General features: G+C 72.8%; 18 protein-coding genes and 1 riboswitch. Of the genes, 4 read left to right on the top strand and 14 right to left on the bottom strand.

Annotation, left to right across the window (positions count from 1 at the left end):
* The gene (locus Q6349_RS09510) at window positions 1-513 is read left to right on the top strand and encodes a GNAT family N-acetyltransferase (RefSeq protein ID WP_304603887.1); all 513 of its coding nucleotides are present in this window, start codon (window positions 1-3) and stop codon (window positions 511-513) included.
* 4 nt (window positions 514-517) lie between these two features.
* Window positions 518-1,393: a phosphotransferase gene (locus tag Q6349_RS09505; protein WP_304603886.1), complete on the top strand. Its 876-nt coding sequence runs from the start codon at window positions 518-520 to the stop codon at window positions 1,391-1,393.
* On the opposite strand, the gene Q6349_RS09500 is transcribed toward Q6349_RS09505, so the two are convergent.
* The 6 genes from Q6349_RS09500 to Q6349_RS09475 form a co-directional block, all read right to left on the bottom strand.
* Window positions 1,381-1,887 (bottom strand): Hsp20/alpha crystallin family protein, encoded by a 507-nt coding sequence (locus Q6349_RS09500; protein WP_246246260.1) that lies wholly within the window; start codon window positions 1,885-1,887, stop codon window positions 1,381-1,383. The two genes, Q6349_RS09505 and Q6349_RS09500, sit on opposite strands and share 13 nt — an antisense overlap.
* Window positions 1,888-1,904: 17 nt before the next feature.
* Entirely contained in the window at window positions 1,905-2,678 is a 774-nt protein-coding gene (locus Q6349_RS09495) for an SDR family oxidoreductase (protein WP_304603885.1), read from the bottom strand.
* A gap of 241 nt (window positions 2,679-2,919) precedes the next feature.
* Window positions 2,920-4,377 (bottom strand): choice-of-anchor B family protein, encoded by a 1,458-nt coding sequence (locus tag Q6349_RS09490; protein WP_304603884.1) that lies wholly within the window; start codon window positions 4,375-4,377, stop codon window positions 2,920-2,922.
* A 225-nt stretch (window positions 4,378-4,602) separates the two neighbouring features.
* Window positions 4,603-5,040 (bottom strand): GNAT family N-acetyltransferase, encoded by a 438-nt coding sequence (locus tag Q6349_RS09485; protein ID WP_304603883.1) that lies wholly within the window; start codon window positions 5,038-5,040, stop codon window positions 4,603-4,605.
* A gap of 165 nt (window positions 5,041-5,205) precedes the next feature.
* Window positions 5,206-5,523 (bottom strand): multidrug efflux SMR transporter, encoded by a 318-nt coding sequence (locus Q6349_RS09480; RefSeq protein ID WP_304603882.1) that lies wholly within the window; start codon window positions 5,521-5,523, stop codon window positions 5,206-5,208.
* 12 nt (window positions 5,524-5,535) lie between these two features.
* Window positions 5,536-5,602, bottom strand: a riboswitch (guanidine-III (ykkC-III) riboswitch).
* Window positions 5,603-5,787: 185 nt separating this feature from the next.
* Entirely contained in the window at window positions 5,788-6,330 is a 543-nt protein-coding gene (locus tag Q6349_RS09475) for a hypothetical protein (protein ID WP_304603881.1), read from the bottom strand.
* A 114-nt stretch (window positions 6,331-6,444) separates the two neighbouring features.
* Between Q6349_RS09475 and Q6349_RS09470 the strand changes: the two genes are divergently transcribed.
* Window positions 6,445-7,551, top strand: a complete 1,107-nt coding sequence (locus tag Q6349_RS09470; RefSeq protein ID WP_304603880.1) for a tyrosine-type recombinase/integrase — start codon at window positions 6,445-6,447, stop codon at window positions 7,549-7,551.
* Between the two features lie 4 nt (window positions 7,552-7,555).
* Entirely contained in the window at window positions 7,556-8,836 is a 1,281-nt protein-coding gene (locus Q6349_RS09465) for a phosphatidylserine/phosphatidylglycerophosphate/cardiolipin synthase family protein (RefSeq protein WP_304603879.1), read from the top strand.
* 54 nt (window positions 8,837-8,890) lie between these two features.
* Here Q6349_RS09465 and Q6349_RS09460 read toward each other — a convergent pair whose 3' ends face one another.
* From Q6349_RS09460 to Q6349_RS09425, 8 genes are all read right to left on the bottom strand, one after another.
* Window positions 8,891-9,478 carry a MerR family transcriptional regulator gene (locus tag Q6349_RS09460; RefSeq protein ID WP_304603878.1) on the bottom strand — a complete coding sequence of 196 codons (588 nt, stop codon included), beginning with the start codon at window positions 9,476-9,478 and terminating at the stop codon, window positions 8,891-8,893.
* A gap of 169 nt (window positions 9,479-9,647) precedes the next feature.
* The gene (locus tag Q6349_RS09455; protein ID WP_304604445.1) at window positions 9,648-10,166 is read right to left on the bottom strand and encodes a bifunctional nuclease family protein; all 519 of its coding nucleotides are present in this window, start codon (window positions 10,164-10,166) and stop codon (window positions 9,648-9,650) included.
* A 78-nt stretch (window positions 10,167-10,244) separates the two neighbouring features.
* Window positions 10,245-10,982, bottom strand: coding sequence for a MerR family transcriptional regulator (locus Q6349_RS09450; RefSeq protein ID WP_304603877.1), 738 nt, complete (start codon window positions 10,980-10,982; stop codon window positions 10,245-10,247).
* Window positions 10,979-11,455, bottom strand: a complete 477-nt coding sequence (locus Q6349_RS09445; RefSeq protein ID WP_171245814.1) for an FHA domain-containing protein — start codon at window positions 11,453-11,455, stop codon at window positions 10,979-10,981. Before Q6349_RS09445 ends, Q6349_RS09450 begins: the two co-directional genes overlap by 4 nt.
* A 105-nt stretch (window positions 11,456-11,560) precedes the next feature.
* The gene (locus Q6349_RS09440; RefSeq protein WP_304603876.1) at window positions 11,561-12,832 is read right to left on the bottom strand and encodes a DUF881 domain-containing protein; all 1,272 of its coding nucleotides are present in this window, start codon (window positions 12,830-12,832) and stop codon (window positions 11,561-11,563) included.
* 2 nt (window positions 12,833-12,834) lie between these two features.
* Window positions 12,835-13,167, bottom strand: a complete 333-nt coding sequence (locus Q6349_RS09435; protein WP_171245815.1) for a small basic family protein — start codon at window positions 13,165-13,167, stop codon at window positions 12,835-12,837.
* Window positions 13,164-14,030, bottom strand: coding sequence for a DUF881 domain-containing protein (locus Q6349_RS09430; protein WP_304603875.1), 867 nt, complete (start codon window positions 14,028-14,030; stop codon window positions 13,164-13,166). Before Q6349_RS09430 ends, Q6349_RS09435 begins: the two co-directional genes overlap by 4 nt.
* Window positions 14,027-14,629, bottom strand: coding sequence for a CDP-alcohol phosphatidyltransferase family protein (locus Q6349_RS09425; RefSeq protein ID WP_304604444.1), 603 nt, complete (start codon window positions 14,627-14,629; stop codon window positions 14,027-14,029). Before Q6349_RS09425 ends, Q6349_RS09430 begins: the two co-directional genes overlap by 4 nt.
* Between the last annotated feature and the right edge of the window lie 98 nt (window positions 14,630-14,727).

Here is a 14,727-nt window from a genome sequence, read left to right as displayed (position 1 = left end):
ATGCCCGCCCCCGGACCCGCGCTCACCGTCCGCCCCCCGGTCCCCGCCGACGCCCCCGCCATGGCCCGCGTGCACGTGCGCTGCTGGCAGCAGACCTACCGCGGGCTGATGCCCGACCGGGTGCTCGACGACCCCGGCTTCGTGCCCGCCCGCCAGCGGCTGTGGACCGATCTGCTGGCACACCAGGACGAGCGCGGGCACCGCACCGCCGTCGCCACCGCCGACGGGGAGGTCGTCGGCATCGCGCTGGCCGGCATCCCCCGCGACGAGGACGCCGCCTGGGCCCGGGAGCTGTACGTGCTCTACCTCGACGCCGCCCACCACGGCTCCGGCGCCGGCACCGACCTGCTGCACGCCGTCCTCGCCCCCGACGAGGCCGCCGCGCTGTGGGTCGCCGACCCCAACCCCCGCGCCCAGGCCTTCTACCGCAAGCAGGGCTTCACCCCCGACGGGGCCGGCACCGTCGACGACGACGGCGTCACCGAGATCCGCCTGACCCGCACCCCGACCTGACGCCATGACCTGGGAGACCCGCTACGCGCGCCCCCCGCGCGCCACCCTCGACGCCCTGGCCACCGCGGCGCTCGCGGCCGCCGACGAACCGCCCGGCACCGAGGTCACCTGGGTCGAGCACGGCTCGGCCACCGTCGTCGCGCTCACCGACCGGGTCGCCGTGCGCGTCGCCCGGCAGCGCCAGGCCGGGGGAGAGGTGCTGCGGGCCCGACGCCTCGTGGACGCGCTGCCCGACCTGCCGTTCGCCGTGCCGCGGTCGCTCGGCGAGGCCGTCGAGATCGACGGCTACACCGCCGTCGCCACCCGGCGCCTCCACGGCAGCACGGCACCGGCCGCCACGCCGGACCCGGGCGTGCTGCGCGAGCTGCTGGACGCCGTGCACGCCGTCGACACCGCGCCCGTCACCGAGCACCTGGCACCACGACGGGCGTTCTGCGGGGGAGCGGCCTGGGAGCAGACCCTGCGCGAGCGCGTCGTGCCCCTGCTGGACGCCGACCTGCGCGCCGACGCCCAGGACCGGATCGACGCCCTCGCCGCCCTCGAGGACGCCCCCCGCACCCTCAACCACGGCGACCTCGGGGCGAGCAACGTCCTGTGGTCGGGCGACCGCGTCAGCGGAGTGATCGACTGGGACCTCACCGCCCGGGAGGACCCCGCCGAGGACGTCGCCACCGTCGCGACCTCGTTCGGCCTGTGGCCGCACGTCGAGGCGCTCGCGGACCCCGGCACCGTGCGCCGGGCCGACGCGTTCCGCGGGACGATCCCGTTGCAGATCGTCGCGTTCGCGGTCCTCGGTGCCCGTCCGGACGACGAGGTCGCCCGGACGCTGGCCCGCGCGCAGCAGGCGCTGCGTCGGACCGCCGCGGGTCAGGTGCGCTGAACGGGGACCGACCGGGTCTCAGGACGCTCCGCCGGCAGGGGGAGACGCACCTCGAGCACACCGTCGCGGTAGGTGGCGGCCACGTCTGCGACGTCCGCGCCCTGCGGCAGCCGGATGCGGCGCTCGAAGCTGCCGTACCGGAACTCGCTGCGGAACTCGTCGCCCTCCTGGCGGGTGCGCTCCTCGCGGTGCGCCGAGATCCTCAGCACGCCGTTGTCGACGGTGACCTCGACGTCCTCGTCCGGGTCGATGCCCGGGATCTCCGCGCGGACCACGAGGTCGCCGTCCTCACGGAACTCCTCGACCCGCAGCGGGAACCCGCTCACGGGGGACGTGTCGCGGGGCGACGTCCCCTCGCCGAACGGCCAGTCCCACCGTGCGGGCCACAGCGCACCGAGGTCCCGGGTCATGTCCTCCCAGGTGCGGCGTACCGTGGCGGCCGCCGGGTTGTCCGACGCCGGCGTGACGGCGCCCGTGCTGTCGTCCTTGGTCATGGTGATGCCCTCTCTCGCTACCAGGTGGTGTCGCCGCGCAGGACGACGTCGGAGCCACCGTCGACGAAGACGACCTGTCCGCACAGGTGCGAGTTCTCCTCGTCGACGAGCCAGGCCAGCAGTCGTGCCGGGACCTCGGGGTCCATGTAGCCGTTCAACGGCATGGGGACCGCCTGCGCCATCGCGTCACGCTGCTCCGGCGTCGCGATGAGGTCCGCGACCATCGGCGTCCGCACGATGCCCGGGGCGATGGCGTTCAGCGGGATGCCGGCGCCGGCCCACTCGGGCGTCGCGGCGTGCCGCCGGACCCACCGGCACAGCGCCCTCTTGGCGCTCGGGTAGAGCATGCCGCCCCGCCCGGACGTCACGAGATGCTCGGCTCGCTCCAGCGCCGCGGGTTCGTCGCCGGCGAGGCACCGCTCGACGAGCTCGTCGTCCGCGCCGAGCAGCCCCGCCATCGAGGCGGTGGCGGCGGCGCGCGGCGCCGTGGAACCCGTCAGCAGGTCGCGCAGCCCGTCCAGCGTCGCCACGGCACCGAAGAAGTCGACCGCCACGGTCGCCGGGGACTCGTGGGCCAGGCCCGCGTTGGCGACGACGGCGTCGAGGCGTCCGTCGCCCAGCTCGCGGACGCCCTCGACCAGCCGCGCGCGACCGTCCGTGGTCGACAGGTCGGCGACGACGTCCGCGTCGTGCACGTCCACCCCGATCACCCGGTGCCCGCGCGACTGCAGCAGATCTCTGGTCGCGCGCCCGATCCCGGACGCGGACCCCGTGACGACGACGGTACGCATGTGGCTCTCCCCGGTCCCGTGCCCGCCGGGCGCCTCCTCGTGGAGGCGCCCCGACGGACACCGTCCACGCTAGGAGTGCGGCGCATGCAGCGGTACCCGCGTTCGTCCCTCCCGGCCGGGACCTTGGTCCGGGATCCGACCTTTCGCCGTCGCGGCCGCCGGGGGAGAGGTGCGGGTGGAACGACCGCGCGGGCCGGACCGTGACCGGTCCGACCCGCGCGACGCTCGTTCAGCGTGCCTGCTACATCGCAGGCTTCATGCCGTTGTTCTGCGAGGAGCTCTTCGCCCGCGACTGCAGGACGAAGAGACCCTCGTCGCTGCTGGTCACGACGACCTTCCCGTCACCGAAGTAGGGGTAGTTGCCCCAGGTGCCGAAGAAGTCGGTGCGGTCGTCCGAGGGGAAGACGTCGAAGAAGCCGCGCGACGTCACCCGGCCCTGCTCGGCCTTCCAGGCGTCGTAGATCCACAGGCCCGAGGTGTAGTTCGACTGGTACAGCAGCCCGTCCTTGACGAACATGTTGTGGTCGATCGAGGTGTTGCCGTCGCTGTGCATGCCGATGAGCTCGGCGTCGTCCAGGTCGGTGAAGTCCCAGATGTAGGTGGTGCGCTCGCTGACGGTGCCCGCCAGCTCGTCGATCTCGTCGCCGAGGAAGAAGAACCGGTGGTCCTCGCTGAGCCAGCCCTGGTGGGTGTAGGCCGCGGCGTCGTAGGGCAGGCGGGACAGCACGACGGGGTCGTCGATGTCCGTGACGTCGTACAGCGTGACGGTGTCCTCGTTGGAGCCGATGCAGACCTCACGGCCCTGGTAGTCCTCGTCGGGGCCGTGGTAGACCACGCACTGGATGTCGTGGGAGTACCCGTCGTCGTTGAGGCAGCCGACCAGGGTCGGGGAGGTCGGGTCGCCGTTGAGGTCGTAGACGATCGCGCCACCGCTGCCGCTGTACACGGCCGGGTACCCGGCCGGGGGATCGACGGCGCACTCGTTCTTCACCGAGTAGACCGCGCCGACCACGTAGAGCCGGCCCGTGTCGGTGTTGATCGAGACGTTGTGGCTCTGCGTGAAGTCGGTGATCCGCGGTTCCTCGACGACCTCCATCTCGCCGGTCGCACCACGGAACTGGGTCAGGTCGACGATCTGGACGCCGTTGCCCTCCAGGTAGCCCGTGGCACGGTCGTAGGTGCTGATGTCGAACGACTCGGTGACGATGTAGGCGGTGTCCTCGAACACCCGCACGTCACCCCAGATGTTCCCGGAGTCGTCCGGGTTCACGGCTCCCAGCGTGCCGAGCAGGACCGGGTTCTCCCCGTCGGTCACGTCGACGAACGCGGTGCCCTCGAAGGTGCCGACGATGGCCACCTGCATGCCGGTCTCGTCGTCCTCCCAGCCCCAGATGTCGTTGAGGTGGGTCGCGCCGAGGTCCTGCAACGGGGTGAACGAGGCGAGGTCGACCTTCTGGCAGGGGAAGAGGTCGGCCGCCATGCCGTCCTCGCACCGTTCGCCCGACATCGCCTCCATGGGCACCCCGCCGGGGCTGACGTCGGCGACGACGCCGTTGTCGAAGTAGCGCTCCTTGAGCGGCTTGCTGTCTCCGGTGAAGTCGTGGCCGGGGTGCGCCCCGGCCACTGAAGCCCCTCCGACGAGGAGCCCTCCGACGAGCGCGGCCGCCGCGGCCCCGCTGATGATCCGTTTGCCTGGCATTCTGCTACCTCCGACGACGTCATCGTGCTGGACGGACTGCAGAACCTGAATATCAGGTGAATGCTTCCTGCGCATCAATCTCACGTAAATTGAGCGTCAATTGGGAGAATTCACAGAATTTCTGTCCAGATCCCGGGGGAGAGGACGCCGTGTCATGAAAGATCGGCGCCGGGGCCGGCAGGGGCACGTGTCACCCCCGCCCGGCCGGCCGCGGCCGGGAGCCGGTCACGGCGCCGTGTACCAGTGGCAGGACCGGCCTGCGTCGTCCCAGTCCATGGTGGACGCACCGGTGCGTCGCCAGCCGCGCCGTTCGTAGAACGCGATCGCGGCGGTGCTGTGCTCCATGACCTGCAGCACGACGTCGTCGCACCGCAGCCGCGCCGCGGTGACGGCACGGTCGAGCAGCGCACCCGCCAGACCACGGCCTCGTGCCGTCGGCGCGACGAAGAAGCGCACGATCTCGCACGGACCGTGGCCATGGACGGCGACGTGGCCGACCGGGCGTCCGGCCACGAGCGCCACGAACGCGGGCCCGTCGTGCGCGGTGAGCCAGCCGACGCGGACGCTGGCGGGGCGCACCGGGTACCGGTCGAGCCGGTGGGTCTCGTCGAGCCGCTCGACGAGCTCGGGCAGGTCGGCGTCCCGACGTGGGCGGAGGGTCACGCGCACCAGGCTAGCCAGCACGAGAGGCGCGGATCTCGGGGCTCGCAGCGGTCGTCCGGCCGATCCGGTAAGGGGCCGATAATGTACATTATGTCATTTTGAGCGAAGGGAGCCGGCCCGCGGCACGGGAGCCGGTCCCCTCCTGCCGGCGTTCTGTCACCGACGTCAGTGGCCGGCGAACTTCAGGCCGGCGACGCAGCCGACGATCCCCAGGATCAGCAGGACGCGCACGACGGTGACCGGCTCGGCGCCGGTGAACATCGCGTACCCGGCGGTCAGCGTGGCGCCGATGCCGACCCAGACGGCGTAGGCCGTGCCGACCGGCAGCTCACGCAGCGCGAACGCCAGGCCCGCCATGCTGGCGGTCAGCGAGACGGCGAAGACGATCGACGGCACCGGGCGCGAGAAGCCCTCGGAGCGCTCCAGCGCGGTCGCCCACACGGCCTCCAGCACGCCGGAGACCACCAGCAGGATCCAGGACATGACCACCACTCCCCGATGCCGTCTTGTCGCGCTCCGGGTACGGCACCCCTCGTCCGGGAGTCCTGGTCGCGGACTCTGCGCCGGACGCTAGCACCGGGCGTCACCCCCGGACACCCCCGCGCGCCGCCGGCCCGGTGACGTCGGGCACCACCGGGCCGTCCGCGCTATCATGAAACGGACATGAGGCCCAAACCATTGTGTATAGGGCAACACAGTGGTCTGTGCCGAGATGCGCGACCGTCGACAGTCCTGACGTCGAACCCCTCACCCGGCTCCGGAGCGCAGATCCTCCAGCGTGAACACGTCGACCGGGAGGCTCCCCGGCGTCCTGCCCTGCCGCTGGGGCGGGAGCGCCTCCCCGTCGCGGCGCTCCTCCTCCGCCGCGCGCGCCGCGTCCAGCACCGGCCACGTCACCGCCTCGTCCGCGGACACCTCCCCCAGCAGGCTCCAGTCCAGGCTGACGGCCCAGCCGGAGCGCTCGGTGAACACCGGACGGTTCAGGAACAGCGCGACACGCTCGACGGCGACGAGCTCGTCGGCCACGTCGGCGAGCTCGCGCTGGTCGAAGAATCCGACCAGCAGCACCTGCGTGGTGAACCTCCCGACCACCACCGCGTCGGCGACGTCCACCGGCGCACCCTGCACCGAGTCCGGCCACGGTTGGACGTCGCCCACGTCGACACGCTCGACCAACCCCTCGGCGTACGGGACCGGCCCGGGGTGCCCGGACGACGCCAGGGTGACGGCGAGGGCCACCACAGCCATGAGGAGGGTGATCAACCGGGCCTTCACGGACATGACGGGCATCAGGGGCATCCAAGCACGTCCGCCCTCGCGTGGGATACCCGCGCCGGTGTCGGAGCCCGGCACTAGTCTCACGGGGTCGTCGCAGGTCACGCAGCGAAAGGATCCTCTGCAGCCGTGGTCGCCCCACCCCGCCCCGAACGGGTCACCGTCGCCGACGCCGGCGACCGCTACCTCGCCGCCGTCCGTGTGGAGACGGTGCGGGGCGTGCTCTCCGCCGCCACCGAACGCTCCTACCGTCGCGACGTGCGCGAGCTCGTCGAGCTGCTCGGCCCGGACCGGGTCCTGGACGACGTCACCGGAGATGACGTCGACGACGCCCTGGTGCGCTACCAGGCCGGCCCCGACGGCCGGTACACCGACCCCGCCCGCAAGGCCGGCCCCGGCCGCTCCACCGCCACCGTCAACCGGTTCCGCCAGTCCGTGACCCGCTTCTTCTCCCACGCCACCCGGCAGTGCTGGGTCCAGGCCGACCCGATGCAGTGGGCCGCTCCCCCGGCCAAGGTCCGCGAACGCCTGCGCGTCCAGCGCACCGCCCTGTCCGCGTCCGCCGCCCAGGCCCTGCTCGGCACCGTCCACCCGGACGCCGCCACCACCGCACCGCCGACGCGGGCCGACCAGGCGCTCGCCGACCGTGACCGGCTCGTCGTGGCGCTGCTGATCGTGCTCGGCCCCCGCGTCTCGGAGCTGGTGCGCGCCGACGTCGCGGACTTCGTGCGCGAACCCGACCAGACGAGCTGGCGCATCCTCGGCAAGGGCGGCAGCACCCGCACGGTCGCGCTCAGCCCGCCGCTGGCCGACGCCCTGGAGACCTACCTGGGCACCCTGCGCCCCCGGCTGGCCGCCCGCCGCCCCGACGACGCCGACGCCCAGGGCGCCCTGCTGCTGTCCTGGCGCGGCCGACGGCTGGACACCCAGGCGGTGCGGGCCCTGCTGGCGCGCGCCGTGGCCCGGATGCCCGAGCCCTACCGGCGACCCACGACCCCGCACGCCCTGCGCCACACCACCGCGACGCTCCTCGTGGCCGACGGGTGGGACGTCAAGGTCGTCGCCGAGCTGCTCGGCCACTCCTCGATCGCGACCACCGACGTCTACCTCGACCGCATCGACGGCGAGCTCGCCGCCGCCCTGCGCACCCACCCCCTGGCGACGTCGTTGCAGGGCACACCGCCGACCGCGGCGAGCGGCTCGCCGCGCAGATCGCCGGAGTCGTCGCTACGGTGACCCTGTGCCCGATGGTTCCTTCCGTTCCACGCTCCCCATCGACGTCCACGTCGACTGGCGCAGGGTCCTGCGCCTGGCCGGCCGTGCCGCGGCCGTCGCCGCCGCGATCCCGCTGACCGCGGGCGCGGCCGTGATGACGATCGACAAGATCCGCGGTCAACGCCATCCGCTGGACGCCAAGTTCCCCACCGCGGAACCGACGACGACGGACGTCGAGGGGTCGCACGCCACGCTGTACACCTACGGCGCCGACCTGTACGACGCGATGCTCGAGGCCATCGAGTCGGCCGAGCACACGGTCCTGCTGGAGTCCTACATCTGGAAGGGCGACCGGATCGGCGAACGTTTCAAGCAGGCCATCGCCGACGCGTGCGAACGCGGCGTGGAGGTCTACGTCATCTACGACGGCTTCGCGAACCTCGTCGTGCCCCCCTCCTTCTACGTGTTCCCGCCGCAGGTGCACGTGCTGCGCTTCCCGGTCGTGCGGGCCGGGCTGCTCACGCTCAACATCCGCAAGTCCGGGCGGGACCACCGCAAGATCCTCGTCGTGGACGACCGGGTCGGGTTCGTCGGCGGCTACAACATCGGTGACGTGTACGCCACCCAGTGGCGCGACACCCACGTGCGCATCGACGGCCCGGCCGTGTGGGAGCTGCGCAACGCCTTCGTCGACTTCTGGAACCGGTGGCGCGGCCCGAAGCACCCCGTGCTGCAGGACGTCGGCGCCGAGCACTGGCAGCCCGCCCTGCGCGCCGCCCGCAACGCCCCCAGCGACCTCGTGTTCCCCATCCGGGGCATCTACCTCGACGCCATCGACCGCGCCACCAGCCACATCTACATCACCCAGGCCTACTTCATCCCGGACCGCGACATCCTGCGCGCGCTGCTCGCCGCCGCCGCCCGCGGCGTCGACGTGCGCGTGCTGGTGCCCGAACGGTCCAACCACGCGCTCGCGGACTGGCTGGCCCGGGGCCGCTACACCAAGCTGCTGCGCGGCGGCGTGCGGATCATGCTCTACCAGGGTGCGATGGTGCACGCCAAGACGGCCACGATCGACGGACGGTGGGCCACGGTCGGCACGGCCAACATCGACCGGCTGAGCCTCACGGGCAACTACGAGATCAACCTCGACATCGTCGACCGGGGCCTGGCGGGCCGGCTCGAGGACATCTTCCGGATGGACGAGTCCAACGCGCGCGAGCTGACCTACGAGGAGTGGTTGGGCCGTTCCTTCGTCAACAAGGTCGCCGAACGCGCCCTGGAGCCGCTCGAGCCCCTGCTCTGAGCCGCGCCGCTCGCCCCGGCCGGACCCTGCCGGCGGTCCCGCCGGTCGATGTCCTCAGCCCGCGGTGCGGGCCCGGCGTCGGGCGGCGAGCTCGTCGTCGGCGTGCACGCCCTCCGGGTCGTGGTCCTCGAGGGACTCCGTCGGCATCTGGGACAGGGTGCCCTCGATCTCGCGCCACACGCGGCCGACCGCGATGCCGAACACGCCCTGACCGCCCTGGACGAGGTCGACGACCTCGTCCGGCGAGGTGCACTCGTAGACGGACGCGCCGTCGCTCATCAGGGTGATCTGCGCGAGATCCTCCACCCCGCGCTCCCGCAGGTGCGTCACCGCGCTGCGGATCTGCTGCAGGGAGACGCCGGTGTCGAGCAGCCGCTTGACGATCTTGAGCACGAGCACGTCGCGGAAGCTGTAGAGACGGTGCGTGCCGGACCCGGTGGCGGCGCGGATCGACGGCTCCACCAGACCGGTGCGGGCCCAGTAGTCCAGCTGCCGGTAGGTGATCCCGACGACGCGGCACGCCGTCGTCCCCCGGTACCCGGTCCCGGCGTCCTGCTCCGTGAGGTTCTCGCCGAACAGGAGACCCTGGGCGCCCGCCGGGGTGACACCGACCGAAGCGCTGGCCTCGCTGCTGCTGTCCACTGTGCCTCCTGAGTTGTCGCTTCCACGCTATGGCGGCCCCGGGGGGTCGTCAACGACGTCGCCTTCGCGGGACGTGGCGTGTCGCGGGGCGGTGCCGAGCCGCGACCTGCGGTCGCGGCCGACGGGTGCTGTCGAGGATACGCGCGAACCCTCACCGTCGAGGTGAGGGTCAAGGGGGCGTGTCGGGGCTGCCGCCGTCCTCGACGTCGTCGCCCGACTCGGGGTTGGTGAAGTCCTCCGGGTTCACGTGGTCGAGGAAGTCGCGGAACTTCTCCACCTCGCGCTGCTGGGCGAGGTCGACGATCTCGACGCCGGCCGCGGCGACCACCTCGGCCGAGCACAGCACGGGGCTGCCGGTGCGCACGGCCAGGGCGATCGCGTCCGAGGCCCGCGAGTCCAGGCGGGTGCCGTTGGACAGCACCAGCTCGGCGAAGAAGATGCCGCCGTCCAGGGCGACGATCTCCACCCGCTCGAGCTCGACCCCCACGGCGGTGAGCAGGTCGCGCAGCAGGTCGTGCGTCATGGGGCGCGGCGTGGCGACCCCCGCCTGCGCCATGGCGATGGCGGACGCCTCGCGGGCACCGATGACGATCGGGACGGCGAGCTCCGCGGAGGTGTCCAGCAGCAGCACGACGATCTCCTGGTCGTTCTGCTGCTGACGCACCCCGAGCACCTCGACGGGCACCATGGGCGCCTCGGCGCCCTCGTCTCTTCCCACCTTGTCCACGGTACGACGACGTGGGCCCACCCGCGCGTGCCGGGTCGGCTAGACGGTGCCGTCGGTGCCCTGGCGGATCCAGGTGGTGTGCAGCCGGGCCAGCAGGTCGCCCAGCTCGGCGGCGAGCTCCCCGGCGACCGTGCCGCCGTTGCCGTTCTGGTGGCTGCGGTACGGGGCCACCGCCTGGTCGACGAGCGCCACGTGGCGGGCGGCGGAGGCACGCAGCGGACGCAGGTGCCGCGGCTCGATGCCGTGCTCGGTCAGGCGCTGCACGATGCGCACCACCTCGGCCGCCGACCCGTCCAGGGTGTCGCCGCTGGGCTGCAGCACCCCGGCCGTGACCAGGGACTCGACGAACTCGACGCTCGTGCCCGTCGTGCCGGCGACCGACTCCACGGTCCAGCGTCGCCGCGAGTCCTCGCCCGGACCGTCCGGTGCCGGGCGCGGCGACGGACCGGGCGCGGGCTCCCCCGCGTCCATCGCGGCCAGGCGTTCCTTGATGACCTTCAGCGGCAGGTAGGAGTCCCGCTGCTCCGACAGCACGAACCGCAGCCGCTCGACGTCCGCAGGGCTGTACTGGCGGTAGCCCGCCGGTGTCCGCACCGGGGTGATCAGGCCCTGGTCCTCCAGGAACCGCAGCTTGGAGTGGGACACGTGCGGGAAGTCGCCCCGCAGGTGGTTGAGCACGTCGGAGATCCGCATGCCCGCGTGGCGGGAGATCCCCCGCGGCCAGGGTTCCGGCGCGTCGGGCTCCGAAGCCGAGGCCGCCCCGGAACCGGCCGTCACGATGCCGGCGCCTGCAGGTCCCGCGGCGCCTGCGGGCTGGCGTGGAAGGACATCCGGAACTTGCCGATCTGGACCTCGTCGCCCGTGGTCAGGACCGCCGCGTCGATGCGCTCGCGGTTGAGGTACGTGCCGTTGAGCGAGCCGATGTCGCGCACCACGAAGCGGTCGCCCTCGCGGACGAACTCCGCGTGCTTGCGCGACACGGTGACGTCGTCGAGGAAGATGTCGGCGTGCTCGCTGCGTCCGGCCACGGCGCGGTCGGTGTCCAGCAGGAACCGTTCGCCGACGGCACCCGACCCGTACTGGACCACGAGCAGGGCGGAGTGTCGCGGCAGCGCGGACACGGCGGCCGACTCCTCCGCGGTCAGCGGGACGCGCGGGGTCTGCTCCTCGGTGGAACCACCGATCCGACCGAGATGCGCGGTGGTGTCCGCGCCGGCCTCGTGGCGCGGCGTGGAGCGCGGGTCCGTCATTCGTCCTCCTGCTGAATCACGCGGGCGACGTGCGCCGTCGTCCGCTCAACCTACCTTCTCACCACCTGCGTCGGGAAGCAGCCTTCGTGAGGTTCCGACCGCGGTCTACTCCGCGGGGCGCCTCGGGGTGGCGTACTCGGGTTCGCTGGGCACGCGGACGGCGTCGATCAGGACCTCGTCCCGTTCCTCCGTGCGGGCGTCGGCCCCGTCGTTGCGCACCGCGGCGAGGGCGCCGCCGGGGATCTCCAGCGCGGGTGTCAGGGTGGCGGGGTCACCGATGACCTGCCAGCGGTACGGCGGCTCGATGAGCTGGTCGTCGACGATGATGCCGCTCGCGCCGTCCAGGAACCAGGTCGAGGTCACCAGGCGGACGTCGTTGACCGCGATGACCTCCGCCCCGGCGTTGCGCAGCTCCTCGAGCATGTTGAACATCTTCGAGGCCGCCAGCACCCGGTCGGGGTCGCTGATGACGATCTCCAGACCGGGCCCCACCGCGGGGAGCCTGCCGGACAGGATGCCCTCGGACGTCGCCCGCTCCTCCGCCAGCTCGAGCGCCGCCTGCGCCTGCCCGGAACCGGAGGCGAGCTCGTCCCGGGTCTCCGTCAGCTCGCGCACCTCGTCGCCGAGCTGCTCCGAGCGCTGGGTCACCTCGTCCAGCAGACGCACCAGGTCGTCCTGGCGCGCCGAGGACAGCGGGTCCTGGGCGGACTGCTGCACCTGGACCACGAGCGCGAACCCGAGCGCGGCGAGCAGCAGCGCGACCAGCAGCTGCGAGCGGGTGCCCCGCGGGCGCAGCATCTGACCCAGCGCCCGCCAGCCGGTCGCCGGGGGCGGTTCGTGCGCACCGGTGCCCTTCGGGGCGGAGCCGGCCGGTTCGTCGTCGGCACGGCTGGGGAGGGCCTGGGCACCCGTCGGGGGGAACGGGCCGGTGTGCACCGGCTCCGGCGTCCGGTGCGCGCCGTCGTCGGTCTCGCCCGTCCCCGGGGCGGGGTCCTCGGCCGCGGCCGCCCCGTGGCCCGGCACCGGCTCGTCGCCGGTGTCGAGCTGCTCGACGGGCACCGACAGGTCCAGGGGGTCCGCCGCGACGCGCGCCCCGTGGCCGCTCGCGGACTCCCCGGAGGCGTCCGTGGGCAGGTCCGGGTGTGCCGGTTCCTCGAGCGGCGTCGGCTCGTCGAGGCCCTCGCCGAGCGGGGTCGCTTCCTCGAGCGGTGCCGTCTCCCCGACCGGCTCGTCGGGGTGCTCGGCGACCGGCGTCGGCTCGACGTCCCCGCCCCCCGGCGCGGGCGGCTCCGCGGCCGCGTCCGGCGGCGTCAGCGGTGCGGTGTCGTCCTCGCCCGGCGTCCGGTCCGGGGAGTCCGTGCGCTCGTCGTCGTTCATCCTCATGCCTTGAACAGGTGCCGGCGGATCGAGGCCGCGTTGGAGAAGATGCGGATGCCCAGCACGACCACCACGGCCGTCGACAGCTGCGAACCGACACCGAGCTGATCGCCCAGGAACACGATGAACGCCGCGACCAGCACGTTGGACAGGAACGACACCACGAAGACCTTGTCGTCGAACAGCCCGTCCAGCTTCGCGCGCAGGCCACCGAACAACGCGTCCAGCGCCGCCACCACCGCGATGGGCAGGTACGGCTGCAGCGCCACGGGCACGGTCGGCTCCAGCAGCAGACCGGCGGCCACGCCGATCACGAGCCCGACGACGGCGATCATGGGTTCCCCTCCTGGTCTTCGTCCGGACTCACGTCCGCCTCCACCGGCTCCGCATACCGCAACAGCTGGCTGCCCACCCCGGCGAGCTCCAACGAGTCGGCGGTCTCCAGCGAGGACCCGATGCCGTACTGCGACGACAGGAGCTGCGTGTACGCCGGCGCGTCGGTCCGAGCGTACGCGGTCTGCATCGCCTCCGGGTCACCGATCGCCTCGACCGCGTAGCTCGGCCCGGGCAGCGGCACGAGATCCACCATGATCGCCTGGCCGGCGTGCCGGATCGCCGACACCGACGTCAGCCGCTCCCCGCCGACGCTGATCGCCTCCGCGCCGGACGCCCACAGCGCGTTGACGACCCGCTGCAGGTCGATCGCCTGCACCGGCGCCGACGTCGCCGAACCGTCCTGGGCGGTCCCCACCGCGCCGTCGCTCAGGGTCACCACGAGTCCCGGCCCCGAGACCGCCACCGACCCGGTGGTCACCCCGTCCAGGCGCAGCCGGTCCACGAGCTCCGAGTCCTGGGCGGCCAACGTCTCCTCGTTCAGTGCGGTGATCTCCGCCGACAGCGCCGCCGAGCGCTCCCGCAGGTCCTCGGCGGTCGCCTGCCGCGCGAGGATCTCCTCCTGGAGCACCTCGCGCGCCGAGACACCCTCCACGGGCGCTCGCAGCTGCTGGGCGGCAGCGACCGTCATCAGCCCGAGCAGCACCGCCAGCAGCCCGAGCAGCGCCAGCGTGGACCGGTGCCTCCGCTCCCCCGCCGCGCGGCGACGTGCCGCCTGGGCGTACCCCGCGTCCAGCGGGCTCTCCATCACCTCGACCAGGAGCGTCATCGACTCGTCCGGGCGCCGACCCGTCGCCACGTTCATGCCGCACCTTCCGTCTGCGCCTCACCACGGTCGTCGGTCACCAGTCGGCGCACGTGCCGCACGTACTGGAAGCCGGCCAGCCAGTACAGCCCGATGCCCCACCAGGCGAACGCCCAGCCGATCACGTGCGCCACCGCACCGACGCCGCCCGGCATCGCCGCCAGGAGCAGCAGCGGGAAGGCGTACAGCAGCGCGAACGTGCCGGCCTTGCCGACGAACGTGACCGGCACCGGACCGTACCCACGCCGGGCCAGCGGGCGCACCAGGAACGCGAGCATCACGTCGCGCGCCACGATGACCGCCAGCACCCACCACGGGATGACGCCGCGCCAGGTCAGGCCGATCAGCGTCACGAGGATGAACAACCGGTCCGCCGCGGGGTCCAGCATCTGGCCCAGCTTGGTGACCTGGTTCAGCCGTCGCGCCAGGACGCCGTCCAGCCAGTCCGTCGCGCCCGACACGGCGAGGACCACCAGCGCCCACACGTCCTCGCCCACGACGATCAGGACGGCGAACACGGGCACCAGCGCCAGACGAAGCATGCTGACGACGTTCGGGACCGTCCAGACCGCCGAGTCGGCCTGCCCACCTGCCTGCACGTTCACCGCCTGCGTCCACCGGGCTGCTACCTCGCACATCCTACGCACCCGCGGCACGTCCACGACGTAGTGGGCAAACTCACCGGGCCCCGCCCTCC

Origin of the sequence: Isoptericola sp. 178 (assembly GCF_030586525.1) — a bacterium.
Classification (GTDB): domain Bacteria; phylum Actinomycetota; class Actinomycetes; order Actinomycetales; family Cellulomonadaceae; genus Isoptericola; species Isoptericola sediminis.
Note: the sequence above shows the minus strand (reverse complement) of the source record. Positions and strands in the feature narration are given on the sequence as shown.